The organism is Paenibacillus sp. EPM92 (assembly GCF_016586185.1).
Lineage (GTDB): Bacteria > Bacillota > Bacilli > Paenibacillales > NBRC-103111 > Paenibacillus_G > Paenibacillus_G validus.
The window spans coordinates 53,418-77,708 of sequence record NZ_BCPS01000068.1 but is presented as its reverse complement, the minus strand read 5'-3'; the positions used below and the strand labels follow the sequence as shown (position 1 = coordinate 77,708).

18 protein-coding genes and 1 pseudogene are annotated in these 24,291 nt (G+C 54.5%); all 19 read right to left on the bottom strand.

The genetic code is table 11. From position 1 onward, the window contains the following. Positions 1–45: 45 nt before the first annotated feature. Positions 46–1,278: a site-specific integrase gene (locus tag JMF85_RS15440; RefSeq protein ID WP_236595865.1), complete on the bottom strand. Its 1,233-nt coding sequence runs from the start codon at positions 1,276–1,278 to the stop codon at positions 46–48. Between the two features lie 166 nt (positions 1,279–1,444). Next, positions 1,445–2,164 (bottom strand): annotated as a pseudogene (locus JMF85_RS15435) (reverse transcriptase domain-containing protein); the annotation flags it as partial. A gap of 454 nt (positions 2,165–2,618) precedes the next feature. Continuing rightward, on the bottom strand, positions 2,619–3,065 hold the full coding sequence (gene dut / locus JMF85_RS15430) for a dUTP diphosphatase (protein WP_054799138.1): 447 nt from the start codon (positions 3,063–3,065) through the stop codon (positions 2,619–2,621). 1 nt (position 3,066) lies between these two features. Then, positions 3,067–4,317 (bottom strand): M16 family metallopeptidase, encoded by a 1,251-nt coding sequence (locus JMF85_RS15425; protein ID WP_054795796.1) that lies wholly within the window; start codon positions 4,315–4,317, stop codon positions 3,067–3,069. 68 nt (positions 4,318–4,385) lie between these two features. Further along, complete coding sequence (locus JMF85_RS15420) at positions 4,386–5,429, bottom strand: polysaccharide deacetylase family protein (protein WP_127604487.1); 1,044 nt, start codon at positions 5,427–5,429, stop codon at positions 4,386–4,388. Positions 5,430–5,613: 184 nt separating this feature from the next. After that, a complete protein-coding gene (gene pnp / locus JMF85_RS15415; protein ID WP_127604489.1) occupies positions 5,614–7,719 on the bottom strand; it encodes a polyribonucleotide nucleotidyltransferase in 2,106 nt (701 codons plus the stop codon). A gap of 238 nt (positions 7,720–7,957) precedes the next feature. Next, positions 7,958–8,227, bottom strand: a complete 270-nt coding sequence (rpsO, locus tag JMF85_RS15410) for a 30S ribosomal protein S15 (protein ID WP_054795795.1) — start codon at positions 8,225–8,227, stop codon at positions 7,958–7,960. Positions 8,228–8,411: 184 nt separating this feature from the next. After that, a complete protein-coding gene (locus tag JMF85_RS15405) occupies positions 8,412–9,356 on the bottom strand; it encodes a bifunctional riboflavin kinase/FAD synthetase (protein WP_174817548.1) in 945 nt (314 codons plus the stop codon). Between the two features lie 35 nt (positions 9,357–9,391). Beyond that, a complete protein-coding gene (truB, locus tag JMF85_RS15400) occupies positions 9,392–10,330 on the bottom strand; it encodes a tRNA pseudouridine(55) synthase TruB (RefSeq protein WP_127604493.1) in 939 nt (312 codons plus the stop codon). Next, the gene (locus JMF85_RS15395; protein ID WP_054795793.1) at positions 10,327–11,316 is read right to left on the bottom strand and encodes a DHH family phosphoesterase; all 990 of its coding nucleotides are present in this window, start codon (positions 11,314–11,316) and stop codon (positions 10,327–10,329) included. Before JMF85_RS15395 ends, truB begins: the two co-directional genes overlap by 4 nt. Beyond that, positions 11,313–11,669, bottom strand: a complete 357-nt coding sequence (gene rbfA / locus JMF85_RS15390; RefSeq protein WP_127604497.1) for a 30S ribosome-binding factor RbfA — start codon at positions 11,667–11,669, stop codon at positions 11,313–11,315. Before rbfA ends, JMF85_RS15395 begins: the two co-directional genes overlap by 4 nt. Before the next feature lie 14 nt (positions 11,670–11,683). Next, complete coding sequence (gene infB / locus JMF85_RS15385) at positions 11,684–14,578, bottom strand: translation initiation factor IF-2 (RefSeq protein ID WP_201318467.1); 2,895 nt, start codon at positions 14,576–14,578, stop codon at positions 11,684–11,686. Positions 14,579–14,600: 22 nt separating this feature from the next. Next, positions 14,601–14,900: a YlxQ family RNA-binding protein gene (locus tag JMF85_RS15380; RefSeq protein WP_127604716.1), complete on the bottom strand. Its 300-nt coding sequence runs from the start codon at positions 14,898–14,900 to the stop codon at positions 14,601–14,603. Next, a complete protein-coding gene (gene rnpM, locus JMF85_RS15375; RefSeq protein WP_054797008.1) occupies positions 14,887–15,204 on the bottom strand; it encodes an RNase P modulator RnpM in 318 nt (105 codons plus the stop codon). Before rnpM ends, JMF85_RS15380 begins: the two co-directional genes overlap by 14 nt. A 42-nt stretch (positions 15,205–15,246) precedes the next feature. Continuing rightward, the gene (gene nusA, locus JMF85_RS15370) at positions 15,247–16,344 is read right to left on the bottom strand and encodes a transcription termination factor NusA (protein WP_054799598.1); all 1,098 of its coding nucleotides are present in this window, start codon (positions 16,342–16,344) and stop codon (positions 15,247–15,249) included. A gap of 50 nt (positions 16,345–16,394) precedes the next feature. Continuing rightward, complete coding sequence (rimP, locus tag JMF85_RS15365) at positions 16,395–16,853, bottom strand: ribosome maturation factor RimP (RefSeq protein WP_054797007.1); 459 nt, start codon at positions 16,851–16,853, stop codon at positions 16,395–16,397. 183 nt (positions 16,854–17,036) lie between these two features. Next, a complete protein-coding gene (locus JMF85_RS15360; RefSeq protein WP_201318466.1) occupies positions 17,037–21,353 on the bottom strand; it encodes a PolC-type DNA polymerase III in 4,317 nt (1,438 codons plus the stop codon). A 107-nt stretch (positions 21,354–21,460) separates the two neighbouring features. Further along, entirely contained in the window at positions 21,461–22,918 is a 1,458-nt protein-coding gene (gene proS / locus JMF85_RS15355) for a proline--tRNA ligase (RefSeq protein WP_141333901.1), read from the bottom strand. A 34-nt stretch (positions 22,919–22,952) separates the two neighbouring features. Next, complete coding sequence (gene rseP, locus JMF85_RS15350; protein ID WP_201318465.1) at positions 22,953–24,221, bottom strand: RIP metalloprotease RseP; 1,269 nt, start codon at positions 24,219–24,221, stop codon at positions 22,953–22,955. Positions 24,222–24,291: the final 70 nt, after the last annotated feature.

Sequence of the window (24,291 nt, the reverse complement as noted above, 5' to 3'; positions counted from 1 at the left end):
GGCGCCCAATATGGTCTTTAAACGGTCCGGTATACCGTTCGTTATTCATGGTCGTCCCACCTCATCCAAGCAAAGCGAGCAAGCCCTCAGTTTTTCGATGTCGACCTTCAGGTAGACGGCGGTTGAGTCGGGGTCGACATGGCCGAGTATATCCGAAATGGTGGAAAGCGGCGTATCCTGCTCCAAGAGCCTGCTGGCCATCGTGTGCCGGAGCGAGTGCATGCCGCGCCGTTTTTTTAGCGTCGGCAAATGCGCCAGTTCCATATACCGTTTAATCAGTTGGCTGAGATGGTCGTCTTCGGAGAAGGGACCAAACGGCGCCATGTGCCGGACAAACAGAAAGGGACTGTCGACTTTGGGGCGGCCATATTTGAGGTAATCGATCACGGCCCAACCGACCTCCGGCGTCAGCGGAAGAGATAGAGGCTGCCTGGTTTTCGACTGGATAAAGGTCAGTTTCTTCGCTTCCCAATGGAAATTCGTCATCTGCAGATGCTTAATGTCGGTGCAGCGCATGCCTAATCGACAGGCCAACAGGATGATGGCATAATCCCGTTTACCTTTCGGATTTCCTCGATCAATGGCGGCGATCAGTTTTTTTAATTCATCCGCTGTCCATACGGAAGGAATGCGCGTCTGCTTTCTGGCTTGTACCATCGGCATATTTTCTGCGAAATCGGTTTGGATGACTTCTATTTCCAGAAGGAACCGGAAAAAAGCGCGTAGAGCGCAAATCACTTGCTCCACTGTCTTGTAGGTGTAGCCAGCCAAGGTTTTGAGGTAATCATGGATCAATCTAAGGTGAATCTCCTTGCAATCCATGACTTTCTGCGACACCAAATAGTCCATGAATCGAGCCGACTGCTTGACATAATGATCGGTTGTGACGGGAGAGTACGACTTGCGAACGCAATATTGCTTAAACCGTTCGTTTATGGCGATGAAATAGGAATCAGTCAGGATTTCCTTGTGCTTGTAATAGCGGCGCAATACGGTGTGGTGCAACTGAAAATCGCCGATCATCCGGATGATGCGCAGCTCTTGCGTTTCTGCCTGCGACAAGGTTCGATGAAAGTCTTTTTCGAAGATCTGAAAGTGCTTCTCGACGAACGCAATACCCAGTTGTTCGGAATATTTGGCTTCTCCTCGCTCTTTTGCAAACCGAAGCAGCATTTGCCAACGTCTGCGGTAAAATTTCATGGAGCCCTCGGTATAACCCAGCCGCAGCATTTCTCGCTCCAAATTCTGAATCAGTTCAGCCAATGTTTGCTTTTGCATGATATATGCCTCCCAAAATGATAGTTGAGCGTGATGCTCTTACCATCATCTTCGGATACTATGCAAAGTAAATCACTACGGATTGTTGTAGCGACAGGCTTTTTTACCGATTACTTTGCATAGTAGCTTTCTTTGCATAAGGCGGCCTATGCAAAGCTTTGCATAGTCCACCCTGCGGCGTACCTTCTTCCGTCTTCTCGAGTACTCCATTCGCCATGACTCCTGCGTTTAGATAGGCACGGATCAGCTTCAGAACACGCTTGTCCGTCACTTTCCGCGCTACCCTTGCCATGAGCATGTCGTGGTTCACTCGGTCAAAGAACTTCGCCAAGTCCATGTCTACGACCCATCGAAAGCCTTCCTGGATGTAGTGCTGGGCTTGCTTTACCGCATCGTGCGCTCGCTTCCCGGGACGAAAGCCGTAGCTATGCCTCGAGAAGTCCACGTCAAAGATCGGATTCATTACTTGCAGAAGGGCTTGTTGGAGGAAACGGTCCATTACGGTCGGGATGCCGAGCAGCCTCACGCCGCCCCCGGGTTTGGGGATTTCCACCCGTTTGACGGGCATGGGTCTGTACGTTCCCGCAAGGAGTTCAGTTTTCGCCGTTTCCCAGTGTGTTTTCAGGTAAGCTTGTAGATGCGCTACCGTTACACTGTCCACACCGGGGGCTCCCCCGTTCTGCACCACTCGTTTGTAGGCGAGCCTGAGGTTATCTCCTCTGAGTATTTGCTCCAACAAGTCGTTATTCGCTTCGCGAGAGGAAGGGGCGGCTTGTGCCGACGAAGAACTCGGCGCTCCGGCATACCCTGACGGCTTCACCGCTTCTCTTTGCCGCGAGCTCTCTTGCGAGATATTCTGCTGTCTTTGCTCTTCATACGAACGCATCGGTTTCCTCTCTCCTTTCGGTTCAGCCCTTCCGGTTTCCGGCGTCCCGTACTCCCGTACTATGGCTTCTGCTGACTCCTGCGGATTCAGCGCGGCTTCTCAGCCGCGGTTACGAAGTGACTTCGCGTGTTCCGCAGGTCTCCCCAGATAAGAACGTCATCTTTCTGCCCGCAGCCACTGGAGTCTACAACGTTAGCTCTTGGCGACTTCGGATTTCGTCATGTATGGGTGACTCATCCAGCTAACCCTGCCTCAAATCCAGTTCGTGTACCTTGGCTCGTGCATTTGCCTCCAGCTTCCTTCAGATTCCGCCTCGCGGTGGACACCCTTGCTCTTGGCTAACGGTAGGCGTTCGCCAGCCCCCGTTCGGGACTCTCACCCTAGAGATGACGCCCATGCTGGGCGTACCACAAAAAAAGGACAGGGGCGCCCTGTCCTTTTCAATTCCCTACCGTTATTTTGTTCCCGTATGGCCAAAGCCGCCGACGCCGCGAACGGTGTCGTCAAGCTCATCCGTTTCAACCAGACGAATTTGCGGTACGCGCTGGAATACCATTTGCGCAATTCGTTCTTTCCGTTCGATGGTGAACGGTTCCCGGCCGTGATTAATCAGAAGCACCTTCACTTCGCCGCGGTAATCGGCGTCGACCGTGCCCGGCGCATTAAGCGTCGTTATCCCGTGCTTGAACGCAAGTCCGCTGCGCGGCCTGATTTGCGCCTCCAGCTCGCCCGGCATCGCCAGCGCGAAGCCGGTCGGGATCAGCGCCCGTTCGCCCGGCGCAAGCACAACCGGCTCGCCGACGGCGGCGTACAGGTCGAAGCCGCTCGCAAGCTCCGACATTTTCACCGGCAGCGGCATGTCTTCATTCCCCGGCAGCCGTTTAATCCGCACGTCAAACATCTCAGACAAGCTGATCCCTCCCGAACCCGTCAATCGCATCGTTCGACTGGCCTACCATCGCCAGCGCAAACGGAGTTGACAGCAAACTTGCGGTTAAAGCCTGAATTTGTTCCATCTCGACGCGTTCGATCCGCTCAATCATTTCGTCGAGGCTGTAATGTCTGCCGAGCATCAGCTCGTTCTTGCCGATGCGGTTCATCCGGCTGCTCGTGCTTTCCAGGCTAAGAATCAGACTGCCCTTCATTTGCTCCTTGCCCTTGCGCAGTTCAGCCGGAGTCAAGCCGTTGCGCTTGATGTCATCCAGCATCTCCATTGTCACCTTCAGCACTTCGACCGTTTGCTTCGGCGCGGTTCCGGTATAAATCGTAAACATCCCGCCGTCCTGATACGACGTATGATAGGAGTAGACCGAGTACGCAAGTCCCCGCTTCTCGCGAATTTCTTGGAACAAACGGGAGCTCATGCCGCCGCCGATCGCATTGTTCAACAGAATCATCGCGTACAGGCGCTCGTCGGTCACCGATAATCCGGGCAGCGACAAGCAGATATGATTTTGTTCCGTCTTCTTCTGGTAATATTCGAGCTCGCTATGGAAGCCGAGCGGTTCCCGCGTCTCCGGCGCCGCATCGCCAGCGAAGCCGCTGAAATGCTGCTCGATCAGCTTGAGCACGTCGTCGTTCACATTGCCGGCGATGCTGACAACCGTATTGGACGGCGTATAGTGCGTTTTCATATAGCTTCTCAAGGTGTCGGAGTTCATCGCAGCCAAGTTATCCTGCGTGCCGATGATCGTATACCCGAGCGTATGTCCGCCGAAAGCCGCACGTGCGATCAAATCGTGGACCATATCGTCCGGCGTATCTTCATACATCGAAATTTCTTCGTAAATAACGTTCTTTTCTTTCTCCAGCTCAGCCGGATCGAACACGGACCGGAAAAACATGTCCGACAGTACTTCTACCGCCAGCGGCAAGTGCTCGTCAAGCACCTTGCAATAATAACACGTGTATTCTTTCGAGGTGAACGCATTGACGTTGCCGCCGATACCGTCGAAAATTTCGGCGATATCTTTAGCCGAGTATTTGTCGGTTCCCTTAAAGAGCATGTGCTCGATGAAATGGGAAATCCCGTTGTTCTTTTCATTCTCATTGCGCGATCCGGTTTTGACCCAAATGCCGAATGCGACGGAGCGGCACGTCGGAATTTTCTCTATGACGACACGCAGTCCATTATTGAGGGTATATTTGTCCAAGCAAAGAAGCCTCCTCATTCGTTCGGCTTATGCAGCCACCCGATTGGTATAATATTTAGATCTTAACATTATTGCCCTTTCGACTCAACTTCGGGAATGCGATCCGCCGAAATCACTTCGCTGACGGTGCCGAGCCGAAGTCCTTTGCTCTTGATGGCGTGAATCATCCCGGCCAGCGCTTCGCTGCTGGACGGCGTCGGATGCATCAGGATGAGCGATCCCGGCTCCACCCGTGTCGTCACTTTGCGAACAATCGATGCCGGCTCCGGCTTCTTCCAATCGATCGTATCGAGGGTCCAGAGAATCGTACGCAGCTTCAGCTCATGCGCCACCTCGACCGTCGTCTGATTAAAATCGCCGGAAGGAGGCGCGAATAGCTTGTTCGTCACACCTGCCTCCTTCAGCAGTTGTTCGGTCTTGGTAATTTCAGCCGTATTCTGCTCGCGGCTCAGTTTGCTCATATTTTTGTGAGAATACGCATGGTTCCCCAGCTCATGACCGCGTTCCGCAATTTTCTTCGCGGTTTCCACATTTTTCGAGAGCCATTTCCCATCCAGGAAAAAAGTCGCACGTACTCCTTCCTTCTCGAGCGTATTCAGCATGGGCGTAATATATTCATCTCCCCACGCAACATTGATCATCAAACCGACCATCCGCTTATGCGGGTTGCCTTTATAAATCGGATGCGGTCCCAATTGATCGAGCCCGATCTGCGGCGGCACCTCCCGAAGAACGATCGGCAGCGGCTGTCGAAACGATTGCGCTTCGGCTGCGGCCAATGACCGATCGATATCGACCTCGATCCCGTTGTAACCCGGCAGCGCCTTCCAGACCGGATCGATCTTGGCATTCACGGCAGGAACGTTCCGCTTCTCCGCCTCGGCGCGCAGGTAAGCGAGCGCCTGCGAGCGTGTGTCGCCCGCATCCTCCCGCCATACTTGCCTTGTGAGCGCTTTGAACGGATCTGCGAACGCGAAGGACCGCCCGGCTTCGCCTGCTTGCCGCGCATGCTCGGTAAACCGTTCCACGCCCGGTGATTGCTGAACGAACAACAGCATGCCGCCTAAACAGGCAGATGCCACCAACAGCAGTTGACGTTGCTTTCGATTCATAAGGGTTGTCTCCGTTCCTTTTGTTTGTCCCATTCATATGCAGGGGCAGACAAGTTTAGACCCGGAGAAGCCGATGCGTGCGCGGTATCGATCAAAAGACCATGCAGGCGGACACAACAAAAAAGAGACAGACTGCTCTGACTCTTTCTTCGTTACGACTACACAAGCGGTGCAGCGCGGATTATTAAGTTTGTGCGGGAGTGCTCGGAGGTGTAAGCAGTACTTTACGCGACAGGTTGACCCGACCTTGAGCGTCGATTTCGGTTACCTTGACCGTAATTTGGTCGCCGATCTTCACAACGTCCTCCACTTTCGCCACACGTTCGGTGGACAGCTGAGAAATATGGACCAAGCCGTCTTTACCCGGCAAAATCTCTACAAACGCGCCGAATTTCTCGATACGCCGCACGGTGCCTAAATAAATTTCACCGACGACTACTTCGCGTACGATGCCTTCAATGATGGAACGGGCTTTCTCGTTCATCTCGCTGTTCGACGATGCGATGAATACGCGTCCGTCCTGCTCGATGTCGATTTTCACGCCGGTTTCCTCAATGATTTTGTTGATGATTTTACCTCCGGCCCCGATCACGTCGCGGATTTTGTCCGGATTGATCTGCATGGTCACGATTTTCGGCGCGTATTGCGAAAGCTCGGACTTCGGCTCGGAGATGCGCTCCATCATTTTATCCAAAATGTACATCCGGCCCGTCTTCGCTTGCTCCAGCGATTGCGCGAGGATGTCGCGGTCGATGCCGTCGATCTTGATATCCATCTGCAGCGCTGTGACGCCTCTCGCCGTTCCGGCTACCTTGAAGTCCATATCGCCGAGATGATCTTCCATCCCCTGGATGTCGGTCAAAATCGAGAATTGATCGCCGTCCTTGATGAGCCCCATCGCAACGCCCGCAACCGGCGCTTTAATCGGAACGCCTGCATCCATCATCGCGAGCGTGCTTGCGCAAATGCTGGCCTGCGACGTCGAGCCGTTCGATTCGAGCACCTCGGATACAAGACGAATCGTATACGGGAAGTCCGTTTCGTTCGGAATGACCGCTTCCAGGGCGCGTTCGCCCAAAGCGCCGTGACCGATTTCGCGGCGGCCCGGAGGACGAAGAGGTCTTGCTTCACCTACGCTGAACGGAGGGAAGTTATAGTGATGCATAAACCGTTTGGATTCTTCCAAATCGATCCCGTCCAAAATTTGCACGTCGCCCAGCGCGCCAAGCGTACAAATGGACAAGGCTTGCGTTTGACCGCGCGTAAACAAGCCGGAGCCGTGCGTACGCGGCAGCAAATTGATGTCGCATTCGATCGGGCGAATCTCATCCAGAGCTCGTCCGTCCGGACGGATTTTATCGTGCGTAATCAGGCGGCGGACTTCTTCCTTCACGATATCGTACAACGTTTCTTTAACGTCATCCATCTTATCCGGTGTTTCCGCGTACACCGCGATGAAATGTTCCTTCGTTTCTGCGTTGATCGCGTCGATCGCATCTTGGCGTGCGTGCTTCTCCGGAATTCTGACCGCTTCCACGAGACGGGCTTGAGCGAATTCGCGAACCGCCTTGCTCACTTCAGCGTCCACCGTGTGCAGTTTCACTTCCATCTTCGGCTTGCCGACTTGCGCCACGAGCTGCTCCTGCAGCGCTACGATCTTACGGATTTCGTCATGACCGAACATGATCGCCTCGAGCATCACTTCTTCCGGCACTTCGTCCGCTCCCGCTTCGACCATCATGATCGCATCCTTCGTGCCGGCGACCACCAGATGAATATCGCTCTTCTCCGCTTGCGCGAGCGTCGGATTGATGACGAATTGACCGTCTACCCGGCCTACGATAACGCCGCCGACCGGACCGCTGAACGGAACGTCGGAGATGCTAAGCGCCGCGGATACGCCGATCATGGCAGCCATCTCCGGCGTGCAATCCTGGTCTACGCTCATCACGATCGCAACGACTTGAACATCATTCCGGAATCCTTCCGGGAACAACGGACGAATCGGGCGGTCGGTCAGCCGGCTGGCCAATATCGCTTTCTCGCTCGGACGGCCTTCGCGCTTGATGAAACCGCCCGGAATTTTACCTACGGAGTACAAACGCTCCTCGTAGTTCACTGTTAACGGGAAAAAATCCAAATCTTTCGGTTCGGCAGAAGCCGTCACCGTACATAATACGACCGTTTCCCCGTAGCGGGCAACGACCGCGCCGTTGGCTTGCTTCGCCAATCGTCCGGTCTCCAGCACGAGAGTCCGGCCCCCAAGATCCATCTGAACCTTACTTTCCATACAAAACCTCCTAGTGTTGGCGTTCGTTCATAACATGAGCCTTCGAGATATGCCTATGTATGCCCGTTCGCACGGAACTGTTGTACTAAACCATTCTATGTAATGGTTAGTATTTCCTTCTTTTTGCGAAAACATTAGCCAAAAAAAGCAACCCCGAATCCCCGTGCATCCAAATGCAAACGATCTGGAGCGCCCCAAGGACAAACGTGGTTGCTTTGATTGTGGAATTAGCCGCGAATTAACGACGAAGACCGAGTTTCTCAATCAGTGCGCTGTAACGCTTAACGTCTTTGTTTTTCAAGTACGTCAGCAGCTTACGGCGTTGACCGACCATTTTGAGCAGACCGCGACGAGAATGGTGATCCTTCTTGTGCGTCTTCAAATGGCTCGTCAAGTTCACGATGTTTTCCGTCAGGATCGCGATTTGCACTTCAGGGGACCCTGTATCATTTTCATGAGTCTTGTGCGTTTGGATCAATTCCTGTTTACGCTCTTGTGTCAATGCCATTGTTGATTCACCTCCATATAAGTATATCTCCGGTAGCCCAGAGACCGTCGGAGTCTCGATTCTCCACGCTACGGATGTATGTGCAAGGCGAAATCCGATAGATTCTATCGAATCCCGATTCGACAACGTTTCATAGTATAGCATATCGGATAGATAAAAGTAAAATAAAATCCGCTTGCAGCTGTTATTTCTTTTCCATCAGCGTCTGTTTGGCACGATCGGCGTCCTGACCGATCTGTGCGATCAACTCCTGAATCGACGCGAATTTACGCTCGGCCCGAATATAGTCGACCAGCCGCACTTTCACGCGTTCTCCATAAATCGTCTCGCTAAAGTCAAACAAATGCGCCTCCAAGGTCGGTTGAAGCAAGCCGTCCGTGAACGTCGGCTTCACGCCGACATTCATCACCGCGCCGTGCCAGCGCCCTCGTGCGAACACTTCGACGGCGTAAACACCGTTGGCGGGCAGCACATAAGGGTCGGATAAGGCGATATTGGCCGTCGGATAACCGATCGTGCGGCCGCGTGCGTCGCCGTGCACGACATCGCCCTGAAGCTCGTAGGCTCGTCCAAGCAGCTCCGCCGCTTCGCGCACGTCTCCGGCCTGCAGACAGCTGCGAATTCTCGTACTGCTGACCTTGTCTCCGTGCAGGTGAAACGGGCGCACGATTTCGACGGCGAAACGGCCCTTCGCCAGCTCGCACAGCGTATCGGGCGTACCTGCCCCTTTATAACCGAACGTAAAGTCGAAACCGACAAACACGGTGTCCAAACCAAGCGGCACGAGCATATGCTCGACGAAGTCCTCAGGACTGACGCGCATGAACGATTCGTTAAACTCGACCACATACGTCATGTCCACGCCAAGCCCGCTTAACACTTCGTGCTTCAATGCCAGCGGAGTAAGCAGCTGCACGTAATGCTTCATCCCCAGCAGCTCCCTCGGATGAGGATGAAACGTCATAATCGCTGCGCCGCTGTCAAGTTCCCGGCCTCGCTCCACCGCAAGGCGTATCACTTCTTGGTGCCCCAGGTGCACACCGTCAAAATCACCGATCGCCAGCACCTGCGGACGACGGCCAGACCGCTCTGGCCCTTCCAGCGGAAACGAAAGCGATACCGTATGCATCATCGTTACGTTCACCTACAATCCCATTACGAAAATTACGAAAAAATTTTGACCGGCCGCAGCAGGCCTGATTCTGCATTCCATTCGTACACGCCGACCAAAAGCTCCGGTTCCCCATCGGAATAAGCGGCGATTTGTCCGGTTTCATCCGGCTGTAATCGTTCAAGCCCGACACGCTGATCTTCGTCCAAGCGAAGCTTCTGACCGAGCAGCGCTTTCGCCACTTGGTCCGCATGAAGACGCACCTGCGGCAGATGGCGCAGCGCTTCTTCCATAGAGACAAGGTGCGAGGCCAAGACGCCTTCCTCGGCCAGCTGCTGCACCTGCTCGAGCGTTAAGCACCGTTCCGGCGTTAAATTGCCGGTCGACGTACGCACCAGTTCGGCCATGACCGCCGGAACCCCGAGCGCCTTGCCGATATCGGCGCACAACGTGCGGATGTAGGTGCCTTTGGAGCAAAGTACGCGAAAACGTACGGCCGGATACTCGCCGCTCCAGTCGGTCTCCAGCACATCGATCCGATAAATCGTAACGACTCTCGACTTCCGTTCAACCTCGACGCCTTGACGAGCCAGCTCGTAAAGGCGTTTCCCCTCGACTTTAACCGCGGAATACATCGGCGGCACTTGCTCGATATCGCCGACGAACCGGTTGATAGCTTCGACCGCCTGTTCGGGGGTCAGTCGCTCGGAGACGCCTTCCATCCGCTCGATGGTCGTGCCGGTCAAGTCTTCGGTATCGGTAGCCAGGCCCAGCCAGACGTTAGCTTCGTATTCCTTGGGCAAATCCTGGATATACTCCACGACACGCGTAGCACGTCCGATACATAGGGGAAGCACGCCGGTCACTTGCGGATCGAGCGTGCCGGTATGTCCGATTCGTTTTATTTTTAAAATACGGCGCACTTTCGCCACAACATCGTGCGAGGTGTAGCCCTTCGGCTTCCAAATCGGTAAAATGCCTTCCAACGTCATGAGAGCGCCATCCCTACTTCCTGTACGACGCGTTCGATCGCTTCCTCCAAGGTACCGTGGATCGTGCACCCTGCCGCGCGCACATGACCTCCGCCTCCGAACCGCTGCGCGAGCTCTGCGACGTTCGCCTGTCCGCCCGATCGCAGGCTGACCTTCACAACCCCCGGCTGCTTCTCCTTGAACATCATGCCGACTTCGACGCCCTCGACGTTACGGGCATAATTGACCAGCCCGTCCATATCCTCGCTGGCCGCTTCCGACGAACGTAAATCATCGAGCGAAACCGACAGCCAAGCGATCCGGTTATCGTGAGAGAACGAAAGAGTGTTCAACGTTTTCTTCAGCAATGAAATTTGTCCGAAGGTCATCGTTTCGAGCAGTCTTTCCGCCAAATCGTGCCCCTGAACGCCGCGATTTAATAAATCAGCTGCAATCTGCAGCACCTTCGGCGACGTATTCGAATAGCGGAACCCCCCGGTATCGGTTAGCAGTCCGGAATAAATGCAGACGTTCCATTCCGCACTAAAGGGCAGACCCAGTTCAACAGCTAAATCGTACAGCACTTCAACCGTTGCCGCCGCATCCGCTTTCACCACGTTCACCGTTCCGAACAGATCGTTGGTCGCGTGATGATCGATGTTCAGCAGGAGGGCGTCCGGCTCGAAGCAGTCTTTCACTTTGCCGATTCGTCCGAAGTCCGCGCAATCGACGGAGATGACCTTCCCGAACATACGGTTCGGGCGGTCCTTCTCGTAATCGATAATGGGGAGAGAGCCGGCCATAAACTTAAATTTCTCCGGCATCCGTCCTTCGTTGATCAAGGTAAAGCGCTTGTTCATAGCGTGCAGCATCCAGGCGACGCCGAACGTCGACCCGGCGGCGTCCCCATCAGGCTGCATGTGAGACACCACCAGAAAATCGTCGTTCCCCCGGATGAAATCGGCAGCCGCTTGAAGCTGTACGGCATAGTCCGATCCGCTGCTCATAGATTCGCGTTCCCTTCATTAATCTGATGAAGGAGCGATTCGATTTTGGAGCCGTAGTCGATCGACGCGTCGAATTTGAACAAAAGCTCCGGAATTTTACGCATCCGGATCCGTTTGCCGAGCTCGGCACGGATGAAACCGCTGCTGCGCCCAAGCGCCTTCAACGTCTCTTGCTTCTGCTCGTCACTGCCCAAGACACTTAAGTAAACTTTGGCCTGTGAAAAGTCGTTCGTAACGTCAACGCCGGTTACCGTAATGAAACCGATTCGCGGATCTTTCAGTTCAGATTGGATGATTTGGCTGATTTCTTTTTTAATTTGCTCGCCAACTCGGCCCACGCGAATTTTTGCCATAGCGTCCTCACCTCTTACCTCTCTACAGTCTCCATGACGAAGGCTTCAATCGTGTCCCCTTCTTTAATATCGTTGAATTTCTCTACAGATATACCGCACTCGTAGCCTTGAGCGACTTCTTTGACGTCGTCCTTGAACCGCTTGAGCGAGTCGACTTTCCCTGTAAATACTACGATACCGCCGCGAATGACGCGCAATTCGGCGTTTCGGTTAATTTTACCGGAGGTGACCATGCAGCCGGCAATCGTTCCGACTTTGGACACTTTGAAAATATTGCGAACCTCCGCTTGACCGATGACCACTTCTTTATAGGTCGGGTCGAGCAGTCCTTTCATCGCCGATTCGATCTCTTCCATCACTTTGTAGATGATGCTGTGGAGTCGAATGTCGACCTTCTCTTGATCGGCCGTGTTTTTCGCTTGCGGCTCCGGACGGACGTTGAAGCCGATGATGATCGCGTTGGAGGCCGAGGCCAGAATAACGTCGGACTCGGTGACGGCGCCTACGCCGCTAAGCAGGATTTTCACGCGAGCGCCTTCCACGTCGATCTTCTCGAGGGAGCCTTTCAACGCTTCCGCGGAACCTTGCACGTCCGCTTTGATGATGACGTTGAGATCCTTGACTTCGCCTTCTTTGATCTGTTTGTACAGATCGTCCAGCGTTACGCGGGAATTCGCACCCATCTCCGACTGACGAAGCGTAATCGCACGCTTCTCGGCGATTGCCCTTGCTTTGCGCTCATCCTCGAACACGAGGAACGGATCGCCGGCTTGCGGCACTTCGGTCATCCCGGTAATTTCGACCGGGGTGGATGGACCCGCTTCTTTCAACTTCTTGCCTTTATCGTTAACCATAGCCCGAACGCGGCCGAAGTGTACGCCGGCTACAAAGCTGTCGCCGACTTTAAGGGTACCGTGCTGAATGAGGACGCGAGCGACCGGCCCTTTACCTTTATCCAGCTCGGCCTCGATCACCGTACCTCTTGCGCGCTTGTTCGGATTCGCTTTAAATTCTTGAACTTCGGATACGAGCAAAATCATATCGAGCAAATTCTCAAGCCCGATCCGCTGCTTGGCCGAAATGTTGCAGAAAATCGTATCGCCGCCCCACTCTTCCGGAACGAGCTCGTAGGCCGTAAGCTCTTGTTTGATATGATCCGGATTCGCATCCGGCTTATCGATTTTGTTAACCGCCACGATAATCGGCACTTTGGCCGCTTTGGCATGGGCGATCGCCTCAATCGTTTGCGGCATAACGCCGTCGTCCGCTGCGACTACGATGATCGTGATATCGGTCACCTGGGCGCCGCGGGCGCGCATCGAAGTGAACGCTTCGTGACCCGGGGTATCGAGGAACGTAATTTTTTTACCGTTCGTTTCAACTTGGTACGCCCCGATATGCTGCGTAATACCGCCGGCTTCGCCTTCCGTCACATTCGTTTTGCGAATCGCATCGAGCAGCGTCGTCTTCCCGTGGTCGACGTGACCCATGATGGTGACGACCGGAGGACGCTCCTGCAAATCTTCGTCGTCGTCCTTCTCTTCGAAATTCTCGAACTTGTCTTCCTCCACCGGAATTTTCAGTTCGACCTCAACGCCGTAATCGGAAGCAAGCAGTTGAATCGCGTCCAAATCAAGCTCCTGGTTGATGGTCGCCATCACGCCGAGGAACAACAGCTTCTTGATGACCTCGGAAGCGTCTTTATGCAGCGATTTAGCCAACTCGCCGACCGTCATCGTACCGCGCACGATAATTTTCTTCGGCGTGTTGTCGATCTTCGGCTTCGGCGGCTCTTGTTGGAAACGACCGCCCCTGCCCTGGTTTCTGCCGTTGCCGCGGTTGCCCGGGCCGCGATTGCCGCCTCGGTTATCGAACTGCCTTTGCGGCGGTCTGGCCTTTTTCGCTTTAGCCCCTGCATCGTCACCGTCGATATCTACAACCGCTCCCACCGGTTTCGGAGGAATAGTCGTAGGACGACCGGAATCGCGACGGTCGCGATCGTTCGGACGCGAGTCGCCGGGACGGCTGCGTTGACCTTGGCCGCTGCCTGGAGTCGAACCGCCTTGAGTTCCCTGCGGACGGCTTGGGCCGCCTGTACGGTTACCTTGACCACCGCCGAACGAGCTTTGGCCGCCGCCTTGACCGCCTGGACGGTTTTGCCCGCTGCCTTGGCCCTGGCCTTGACCGCCTGGACGATACCCGCCGCCTTGACCTTGGCCTTGGCCGCCTGGACGGTACCCGCCGCCTTGACCCTGGCCTTGACCGCCTGGACGATACCCGCCGCCTTGACCTTGACCTTGGCCTTGGCCGCCTTGACGGTACCCGCTGCCTTGACCTTGGCCTTGGCCGCCTTGACGGTTTTGCCCGCCGCCTTGACCTTGGCCTTGGCCGCCTTGGCGGTATCCACCGCCCTGACCTTGGCCGCCCTGACGGTTTTGCCCGCCGCCTTGGCCTTGACCTTGGCCGCCTTGGCGATATCCGCCGCCGCCTTGACCTTGAGCGCTTTGGCGAGGCTCGCCGCTTTGACCGCCCTGCGGTCTTTCCTCTTGCTGGCTGCCGCTCGGTCTAGGCGATGCCGTCTGCACTTGCGCGGAAGCCGGACGCTGGTCCGGTTTCGGCTGGACGGCTACGGTCTGCTGTTTCGACTCTGGACGATTCGTATTCGCGGCCGGTTTGTTCGAGCCTTGGCTCGAACCGGAATCACTGCGTTTGGCCGCCGCATTTGCTTTAATATCTTTGAAAAATTTCTCTACACTATTCACCGCATCGTTCTCCATTACGCTCATATGATTGTTGACCGGAAGGCCCAGTCGTTTCAAAATCGTGATAATCTCTTTACTGCTCATGTTCAATGATTTCGCGTATTCGTATACTCTTAGTTTATCCTTATTGTTATCTTGTTTTGTCAATACAGTCCACCTCCGAGCGATTTTACTGCTTCAATAACAATCGCGCAAATCCCGCATCGGTTACGGCAATGACGACTCGCGCTTCTTTCCCGATACTGGCTCCCAGCTGATCCCGGCTGCCGTATTGATGAATAGGAACCTGATAATGACTACATTTATCGCTGAGCTTCTTCAGGGTATTGGCAGAAGCGTCCTCGGAGACGATAACAAGCTTAGCATCCCCGTGCCGAACCGATTCAATAACCATATCTTCCCCGGTCACCAGTTTTCCTGCGCGCATCGCAAGCCCTAAATTATTAAAAAAACGATCATTCATCGTCATCATCACCCGCCGCATGCTTTCCAGCAATAAACTCGTCTTCGACCTTTATAAAATCTTGCTCCAGTGCGTCGTAAATTTCAGGGCTGACCTGCGCCTTCAGCGCCCGATCGAGGGCCCGCGATTTCTTCGCCAGCTTAAAGCAAGAAGACTTGCCGCATAGGTAGGCGCCGCGTCCGGCTTTCTTGCCCGTCAGATCGATGAGCAGCTCATCGGTTGGGGTTTTGACGACGCGGATCAACTCCCGCTTGGGCATCATTTGCTGGCAGGCTACGCATTTGCGCAGCGGTGTTTTTCTAGGCTTCATCCGTTGCTCCCCCCCGTATGGCTAACAGGTCGATACGACCGCTTAATCGATGCTGACCGAATCCTGATGCATCTCTTCCGTGTAGGTCTTCGGACGTCCATACTCCTGTTCGGCTTGTGTCTCGCTCTTGATGTCGATTTTCCAGCCGGTCAGCTTGGCAGCAAGACGCGCGTTCTGGCCCTTGATGCCGATCGCCAGCGATAGCTGGTAGTCCGGCACGATGACACGGGCCATTTTCTCCGTTTCGAACACCTGCACCTCGATAACCTTGGACGGGCTGAGTGCGTTCGCCACATATTCTTCCACGCTGTCGACCCAGCGGACGATATCAATTTTCTCGCCCTTCAGCTCGCCGACGATCGTTTGCACGCGCATCCCCTTCGGTCCTACGCAGGAGCCGACCGGATCGACCTCCGCGTTGCGGGAGTAAACGGCGATTTTCGAACGAAAGCCGGCTTCGCGGGCGACGGACCGAATCTCAACGACGCCTTGGAAAATTTCAGGCACCTCGAGCTCGAACAGTCGTTTCAGCAAGCCGGGATGTGTGCGGGACAGGACGATTTGCGGTCCTTTGGTCGTATTCTCTACCTTCGTAATATACGCCTTGACCCGGTCGCCTTGTTTAAACTTATCGGTCGGCATCAGCTCCGTAAGCGGCATGACCGCTTCGATCTTGCCGAGATCGATGTACAGGTTTCGCTGGTCCTGGCGCTGCACGATACCGTTGACGATATCTTCTTCTTTATCGACGTAAGCGTTGTAGATAAGCCCGCGTTCAGCTTCCCGAATACGCTGCGTCACGACTTGCTTCGCTGTTTGCGCAGCGATGCGTCCGAAATCGCGAGGCGTCACTTCGATCTCGACGATATCGTTAAGCTGGTAATTCTGATTCATTTCTCTTGCGGCAAAAAGCGTAATTTCAAGACGCGGATCGAGCACTTCGTCTACGACAGTTTTGCGTGCATACACTTTGATCAAACCGGTGTGCCGGTTAATATCGACGCGCACGTTCTGAGCCGTGTTAAAGTTGCGTTTGTAGGCCGAGATCAAGGCCGCTTCGATCGCATCGATCAGCAAGTCCTTAGCGATCCCTTTCTCCCGTTCAATTTCATTTAAAGCTTCGATAAAATCCATGTTCATTTGAATGGAGTTCCCCCTCTCATAAAATGCGAAACCGCGCGCGGCGGCAATTAAAATAAAATAGCCAGTCTGGCGCTTGCCACTTTATCAAACGGCAGGCTGTGCTTCTTCTTGCCGATTTCAACTTCGACCGTCTTCTCGTCGAACGATCGCAGCGTGCCCTCGAATTCCTTCAGTCCATCGATAGGCTCATAGGTCGTAATGAACACATGCTGACCGACAGCACGTTCATAATCTTGCGGCTTCTTCAAAGGACGCTCTGCGCCCGGCGAAGACACCTCCAAGAAGTAAGCGTCCGGGATCGGGTCGGTTTCATCCAGCTTGCCGCTAAGGTATTCGCTAATACGGCCGCAATCGTCAATATCGATCCCGCCTTCTTTATCAACATACACTCGCAAGAACCAATTGCCGCCTTCTTTCACATATTCAATGTCGACAAGCTCAAACCGGTTCTCGTCCAGGTACGGACGAACCAAAGCTTCCACCGTCGATTTGATCTGATTGCTCAAACGTCTATTCCTCCTATCTATATGAGACGAGTCGCCGAAAACCCTAATACAAAATGTAAAGAGTGGGTTGCCCCACTCTCCGGTTTCGAGATATTACATTGTTACCACCATAGCAGATTATACCATAAGTGCGATTGTTTATGCAACATGGGCGCCTTCCGGCTCCCGCGCCGTCCGTCTTCCTTAGAACAGCGAAAGCTGATTCGTTTCGGGCAAGCCGCGGAAGCAGTTCATGCTGCCGAGCAGCTCAATGATCGTCTTCGACGCTTTGCTGCGACTTTGAAAATCTTCGATCGATAAGTATGGACCCGCTTCCCTGGCGGCGGCAATGTTCTTCGCCGCGTTCTCCCCGATACCGGCAATCGCGGAGAACGGAGGAATGAGCGAATCGCCCTCAATGAGAAATTTCGTGGCGTCCGATTTGTACAGATCGACCGGCTTGAAGGAGAAGCCGCGCGCCGTCATCTCGAGCGCCATCTCGAGAATCGAGATCATGTTCTTCTCCTTCGGCAGCGCCTGGAACCCTTTTTCCTCAATTTCAATCAGCCTGCGCAGAATCGCGTCATAGCCTTGGCAGAGCAGGTCCAGTTCAAAGTCCGTGGCACGGACCGAGAAGTACGTCGCGTAATAGGCGATCGGATGGTACAGCTTGAAGTAGGCGGTACGTACAGCCGAGATCACGTATGCCGAGGCATGCGCCTTCGGGAACATGTATTCGATCTTCTCGCAAGAATCGATATACCAGGCCGGCACGTTATGCTTCTTCATCTCTTCCTTCCACTCTTCGGTCAAGCCCTTCCCTTTCCGTACGCTTTCCGTAATTTTGAAGGCCAGTCCCGCGTCCATCCCCGCTTTATAAATCAAGTACAGCATGATGTCGTCGCGGCAGCCGATAACGGTTTTGATCGTACAGATGCCTTTCTTGATCAGCTCCTGCGCATTGCCGAGCCACACGCCCGTACCGTGCGACAGTCCGGAAATTTGCAGCAGATCGGCAAAGCTGGACGGCTTTGCTTCTTCCAGCATCTGGCGCACGAACTTCGTCCCCATCTCGGGCACCCCGTAGGTGGCGACAGGCGTGCGGATTTTCTCAGGCGTCACGCCCAGGGCTTCGACCGAGTTGAACATGCTCATGACCTTCGGATCGTTCATCGGAATCGTCGTCGGATCGACGCCCGTCAAGTCCTGCAGCATCCGCATCATCGTCGGGTCATCGTGCCCGAGAATATCGAGCTTCAGCAAGTTCGCGTCGAAGGCATGATAGTCGAAGTGCGTTGTCTTCCAGTCGGCGCTCGTATCGTCCGCCGGGTACTGCACGGGGGTAATGTCATTGACGTCGATGTAGTCCGGCACGACGACGATACCGCCCGGATGCTGGCCGGTGCTTCGCTTGACGCCGGTACATCCTAAAGCCAGACGGCTCAGTTCGGCGCCGCGCCACTTTTTGCCTTGATCCTCTTCATACTTCTTCACGAATCCGAAAGCCGTCTTCTCCGCGACCGTACCGATCGTACCGGCCCGGAACACGTTCTTCTCGCCGAACAGCACCTTCGTGTAGTTGTGGGCGTGCGGCTGGTATTCTCCGGAGAAGTTCAAGTCGATATCGGGAACCTTGTCCCCTTTAAAGCCAAGGAACGTTTCGAACGGAATGTCCTGCCCTTCGCCCTTCAGCTTCTCGCCGCAGTTCGGGCAGGCTTTATCCGGCAGGTCGAACCCGGAAGGAATCGAGCCGTCAAGAATCCATTCGCTATGCTTGCACGACAGGCAAATATAGTGCGGCGGCAGCGGGTTAACCTCGGAAATCCCCAGGAACGTAGCGACGACGGACGAACCGACCGAGCCCCGCGAGCCGACGAGATAACCGTCCTCGTTCGATTTCTTCACAAGCCGCTCGGAAATCAGATAGTTTGCCGAGAAGCCGTATTTAATAATCGGGACTAGCTCCTTCTCCAGACGCGCCGTCACCACTTCCGGTATCGGCTCGCCGTAGATGCTGCGCGCGGTCTCGTAACATTTATTACGAATTTCGTCATCCGCGCCCTCGATGATCGGTGTAAACAGCTTCGTCGGAAACAGCTCCAGCTCTTCGAAACGGTCTGCAAGCTCCGCCGTGTTGTGAACGACGACTTCGAAGGCGTCCTCCTTTCCGAGGAACTCGAATTCGGCGAGCATTTCTTTCGTCGTACGGAAATGAACGTCAGGCTTGCGAATGTCCTTGAGCGGGCTGAAGCCGGTAATGCCGTGAATCGTAATATCGCGGTTTATTTTCTCGCGCGGGTGCAGGTAGTGAACGTTGCCCGTCGCGATGACCGGCTTGCCGAGCTTGCGCCCGATTTGCAGGATGCGTCTGGCTGCGTCCTCCAGCAGTGAAGGACTGCCGACCAGCCCCTTCTCGACCAGGTGCATGTTCACGTTCGTCGGTTGAATCTCGAGCACGTCATAAAACTCGGCGACCGCTTCCGCTTCTTCCATGGACTTGTTCAGCACCGTCTCGAACAGCTCGCCCTTCTCGCAGCCGGAAGCGATGATCAACCCTTCGCGCATTTCCTGCAGCTTGCTCTTCGGAATGCAGGGGACCCGGTGGAAATATTCGGTATGCGAGAGCGAAACGAGCGTGAACAGTTTTTTCTTCCCGATCATGTTCTGCGCGTAAATGCAGCAGTGGAACGGGCGCTGCGTCGTCAAGTTTTTGCCGACCTGGTCGTTCAGCCGGTCGAGCTGCGTATACCCGCGCTCCGCCGCCTCCTTCAGCATGTGAAACAGCACGAATCCGAGCGCAATGGAGTCGTCGATGGCGCGGTGATGGTTATCGAGGCTGACCTTAAACTTGTCGGACAGCGTGTTCAACCGGTGATTTTTCATCGTCGGGTACAACAAACGGGCCAGTTCCAGCGTATCGATCACCGGATTGTTCACTTCCGGCAGTCCGAGACGCTTGCAGTTCGTATTCAGGAAGCCCATATCGAACCGCGCGTTATGTGCAACGAGAACGGCATCGCCGACGAATTCCAAAAACTTCGGCAGCATCTCGGCAATGTCCGGCGCTCCGCGCACCATATCGTCGGTAATATTCGTCAATTGCTGGATATTATACGGAATCCGCTCGTGCGGGTCGATGAACGTGGCAAACCGGCCGATCTCCTTGCCTTCCTTCATCTTGACGCCGGCAAGCTCGATAATCTTGTTGTTCGTAACGGAAAGCCCCGTTGTCTCAACGTCGAAAATGACATACTCGGCATCGGCTAACGCGATATCGGTGGCGTTCATCGCCACTTTCACGGAGTCGTCAATGATATTGGCTTCAACGCCGTAGATAACTTTAATACCATTCTTCTTCGAGGCTTTGTAAGCCTCCGGGAAGCTTTGCACACCGCCGTGATCGGTCACGGCAATCGCTTTATGGCCCCATTTGGCGGCCATTTTGATATATTGATCCACGGGCGTAATGCCGTCCATCGTGCTCATCGCCGTATGTAGATGAAATTCGACCCGCTTCTCTGCCGCGTCGTCCTTCCGGTCAGGGGGAGCTACGATTTCATTAACGTCGGACGGGATCATCACAAGCTCCGGAATTTGCATAAATCGGTCATACTCGACACGGCCGCGAAGCTTCAGCCAAGTACCGTTTTTGATCAGGCTGTAAATCTTCACGTCTTCCTTCGTTTTCGCGAACGATTTCACCATGATCGAGTCTGAGAAATCGGTAATATTGAACGTAAACAACGTGCTTCCGTTCCGCAATTCCTTCATATCCAGACCGAACACGGTACCTTGCACCGTTACTTTCTTCTCCTCGTCCTTCACATCTTGAATCGGTACGGCCGGTTCTTTAATATCGTAGCCGACCATCAGCTTGACTTCGCCATCAGGCACAGCCGCTTGCGCCGCCTCTTCCGCTTCCACGGCGGTCATAATGACGCTTGTAACTTCTTTCTCTTCGATCTCCCGCTGCTTCGTAAATTTCTCAAGCTCTTCTTCGCGAGAGTCGCTCAAAGCGTATTTCACTTGATAATCGACGCCAAAAAAACCGTTAAAATATTGGCGGATCCAGTCGTTAATATTTTTCTTCTTCGCGAGTTCCAAACCGAAGCTATCCAGCAAATGCAACGTCAGCACCTTGCCGTGAACCTCGATCTTGGCTTTGGTCATCCAGCCGTTGATGGACGCCGCTTCCCGTTGCACCCACTCGAGAAACATGCTCCAGTATTCGTGGGCCACGCTTTCCGGGTTCACGTCAGAAGTGTATTGCAGAACGAAACGGATCGTCGCGATATGCGCGAATTTGTCACGGATCATTTTACAAAACGAACGATAAATGTCTCCGGGCACGACCTGCGTCTTGACGATATAGAACGTCCATTCGCGGTTTTTACGGCTCGTTTCCACCTTGTCGATGTACCCGTCCGCGAAAAACGTCTGCACGACATCCGCCGGAACGTTCGCCTGCTGCATCAGCATCTCAAACCGATCCCGTTTTAAAGCCGTACTGCTACTGCTCATGATGCTCCTCCCCCATAAACAATCAAAGGGCAAAAGGAATTGAACTCCATCCCGTTTTGCCCTTATGTACCCCTATCTTAATTCATGCTTTCCTGGTTAACCGCTTCTTAATAAGCTCGACCGAATACGACTGTATGCTTCGCATCTTCCCCGCACACGAGACATTTGGTCTTCCGTACAGCCGGTTCAAATGGAATGTTCCGGCTTGTAGCGCCCGTCTCTTCCTTCACGGTCGCCTCGCAAGCGTCGGAACCGCACCAGCCGGACAGCGTAAAACCGCGCTTCTGCTGCAGGAACGCCTTCAGCTCGTCCAACGTATCGGCTGCGGTCATGTTCTCATCGCGGAACTTCTTGGCTCGATCATACATTTCCTGCTGCGTTTCCGTCAACAGTTTTTGCACTTCTTCTACAAATTGGCTTTGCGCGACGACGCGCTTCTCCCCGGTGATGCGGGAGACGAGCACGACTTGTCCGTTCTCCATATCGCGCGGGCCAAGCTCGACGCGAACCGGGACGCCGCGCATCTCGTATTCGTTGAACTTCCAGCCCGGGCTTTGATCCTGACGGTCGTCCACCTTCACACGCACGCCGGCTTGCTTCAATTGATCGTACAGACCGTCTACGCAAGCGATCACTTGGTCGCGCGTCTTCGGAGGCCCGATCGGGATCATGACAACTTGCGTCGGCGCGACTTTCGGCGGCAGCGCGAGTCCCCGGTCGTCGCCGTGCACCATAATCAGCGCCCCGATCAAACGGGTGCTGACGCCCCACGAAGTTGTATGGCAGAACGTATGCTGATTGTCCCGATCCAAGTATTTAATATCGAAGGCGACGGCGAAATTCGTGCCGAGGTAATGCGACGTCCCCGCCTGCACGGCCTTCCCGTCTTTCATCATCGCTTCTATAGAGAATGTATCGACGGCGCCGGCAAACTTCTCCGAAGGCGTTTTTTGGCCCATGATAACCGGCATCGCCAAGAAATTTTCCACGAAATCGCGGTAAATTTCCAGCATTTGCATCGTTTCTCTCCGGGCATCGGCTTCGTCCTCGTGCGCCGTATGGCCTTCCTGCCAAAGAAATTCGCTGGTGCGCAGGAACGGCTGTGTTTTCTTCTCCCAACGTACCACGTTGGCCCACTGGTTGATAAGCAGCGGCAAATCGCGGTACGAGTTGATCCACTCCGAGTACATATGACCGATCATCGTTTCTGAAGTCGGGCGGATCGCCAAACGTTCTTCCAGCTTCTCGCCGCCGGCTTCGGTTACCCATGGAAGCTCCGGATTGAAGCCCTCGACGTGTTCCTTCTCCTTCTGAAAGAAGCTTTCGGGAATGAATAGCGGGAAATAGGCGTTGCGGTGACCCGTTTCTTTGAAACGACGGTCCAGTTCGCGCTGAATGTTTTCCCAGATTTCATAGCCGTCGGGCTTGAACACGATACAACCGCGAACCGGTGAGTAGCTCATCAGGTCCGCTTTCTTGATCGTATCGATGTACCAGCGCGAGAAATCTTCACTTTGCGGCGTAATTTCTTTGACGAATTGTTTATCCTGTTTATCCTTCGACATGGTTCGAATGCTCCCCCTACAGACGGCGATTCATTTATCCTTTAATCAGCCTTAATATATCGTTGTATGTGACGGCGATCATCAGCAGCATCAGCATGGCAAAGCCGACGAAATGCACCATGCTCTCCCGGCTCGGATCGACCGGTTTGCCGCGCACCGCTTCTAACCCGAGGAAAACAAGGCGGCTGCCGTCCAGCGCCGGAATCGGCAGTAAATTGAACAAGCCCAGGTACAAGCTCATCACAGCCATCCAGTTGATGTACTGGGCCGGTCCGGCGCTTGCCTGCTCGCTTGTGAACTCGACAATCCGGATCGGACCGCCGAGATCGTCCATCTTCACCTGCAGGGTCGCCAGCTTGCCGAAGCCGTCCAAGATGAGCGTCGTAGCGGAAACCATGCTGCGCCACCCGTTGCTGATTCCTTCCCCGATCGTAGCCGGCCGGGTATCCGGGCCGAGCGAGACGCCGACACGAATCACGCGGTCTTTCTCATCCAGTTCCGGCTTCACTTCTTTGGTAACGAGCTGCTTGTTGCGCTCAACCACCCAGGTCATCGTCTTGTTCGGCGAATTTTGAATCAGCGTCGTCAGCTTTTTGCTGTCGCCGCCGATCTTCTCGCCGTTCACTTCAACGATAACGTCCCCGCCCATCAAGCCGGCGCGCTCCGCGGCCGAACCGGGCTTGGTGTCGGAGATGCGCACCCGATCAGGCAAAGGCATACCGGCCACGAAAACAACCGTGACGAACAAGATGAACGCGAGAATGAAGTTCATTAACGGACCCGCGAATATGGCCATCGCCCGCTGTCCCACCGTCTTGCTGCCAAACTGGCGTTCCCATGGCGCGATCTGCGTCTCCTTCTCCTTGCTGACGATAAGCGCGCGAGGGTGAACGGCAAAGCGCTGTACCGCGCCGTCGACATCCATGCGGATAAACAGCTGACGCTCCAAATCGATATCTTCCACGACACCTTCCAAAGCGCCGCGGCGGCTGTCGAAATCGTTCAAATAAATATGCGTAACCGTTTCATTCTCCAAGGCAACGGCTATCCGTTGTCCCGGATTGATCTGTACGATTTCGGGATCTTCGCCGGCCATCCGCACGAACCCGCCGATGGGCAGAAGCCTCAGCGTATACCGGGTTTCACCGCGAACGAACGAAAGCACCTTCGGACCGAAGCCGATCGCGAACTCGCGCGTCAAGATCCCCGCCCGCTTGGCGAAATAAAAATGCCCCCACTCGTGCACCGTCACGAGTACGAAAAACAAGAGCACATTCAGCACGATGATTTGAAGTACGTCCACCTAGTTCACGGCCTCCTTAAATACATCAATGTTCACATCTGCTAGCATGGGAAGGGCGCTATTCCATGTC

Bases quoted from the DNA above. Each gene is read 5' to 3' on its own strand.
- JMF85_RS15440 (WP_236595865.1), bottom strand. From the start codon at position 1,278: ATGCAAAAGCAAACATTGGCTGAACTGATTCAGAATTTGGAGCGAGAA.
- dut (WP_054799138.1), bottom strand. From the start codon at position 3,065: ATGTTTGACGTGCGGATTAAACGGCTGCCGGGGAATGAAGACATGCCG.
- JMF85_RS15420 (WP_127604487.1), bottom strand. From the start codon at position 5,429: ATGAATCGAAAGCAACGTCAACTGCTGTTGGTGGCATCTGCCTGTTTA.
- pnp (WP_127604489.1), bottom strand. From the start codon at position 7,719: ATGGAAAGTAAGGTTCAGATGGATCTTGGGGGCCGGACTCTCGTGCTG.
- rpsO (WP_054795795.1), bottom strand. From the start codon at position 8,227: ATGGCATTGACACAAGAGCGTAAACAGGAATTGATCCAAACGCACAAG.
- JMF85_RS15405 (WP_174817548.1), bottom strand. From the start codon at position 9,356: ATGCATACGGTATCGCTTTCGTTTCCGCTGGAAGGGCCAGAGCGGTCT.
- truB (WP_127604493.1), bottom strand. From the start codon at position 10,330: ATGACGTTGGAAGGCATTTTACCGATTTGGAAGCCGAAGGGCTACACC.
- JMF85_RS15395 (WP_054795793.1), bottom strand. From the start codon at position 11,316: ATGAGCAGCGGATCGGACTATGCCGTACAGCTTCAAGCGGCTGCCGAT.
- rbfA (WP_127604497.1), bottom strand. From the start codon at position 11,669: ATGGCAAAAATTCGCGTGGGCCGAGTTGGCGAGCAAATTAAAAAAGAA.
- JMF85_RS15380 (WP_127604716.1), bottom strand. From the start codon at position 14,900: ATGACGATGAATGATCGTTTTTTTAATAATTTAGGGCTTGCGATGCGC.
- rnpM (WP_054797008.1), bottom strand. From the start codon at position 15,204: ATGAAGCCTAGAAAAACACCGCTGCGCAAATGCGTAGCCTGCCAGCAA.
- nusA (WP_054799598.1), bottom strand. From the start codon at position 16,344: ATGAACATGGATTTTATCGAAGCTTTAAATGAAATTGAACGGGAGAAA.
- JMF85_RS15360 (WP_201318466.1), bottom strand. From the start codon at position 21,353: ATGAGCAGTAGCAGTACGGCTTTAAAACGGGATCGGTTTGAGATGCTG.
- proS (WP_141333901.1), bottom strand. From the start codon at position 22,918: ATGTCGAAGGATAAACAGGATAAACAATTCGTCAAAGAAATTACGCCG.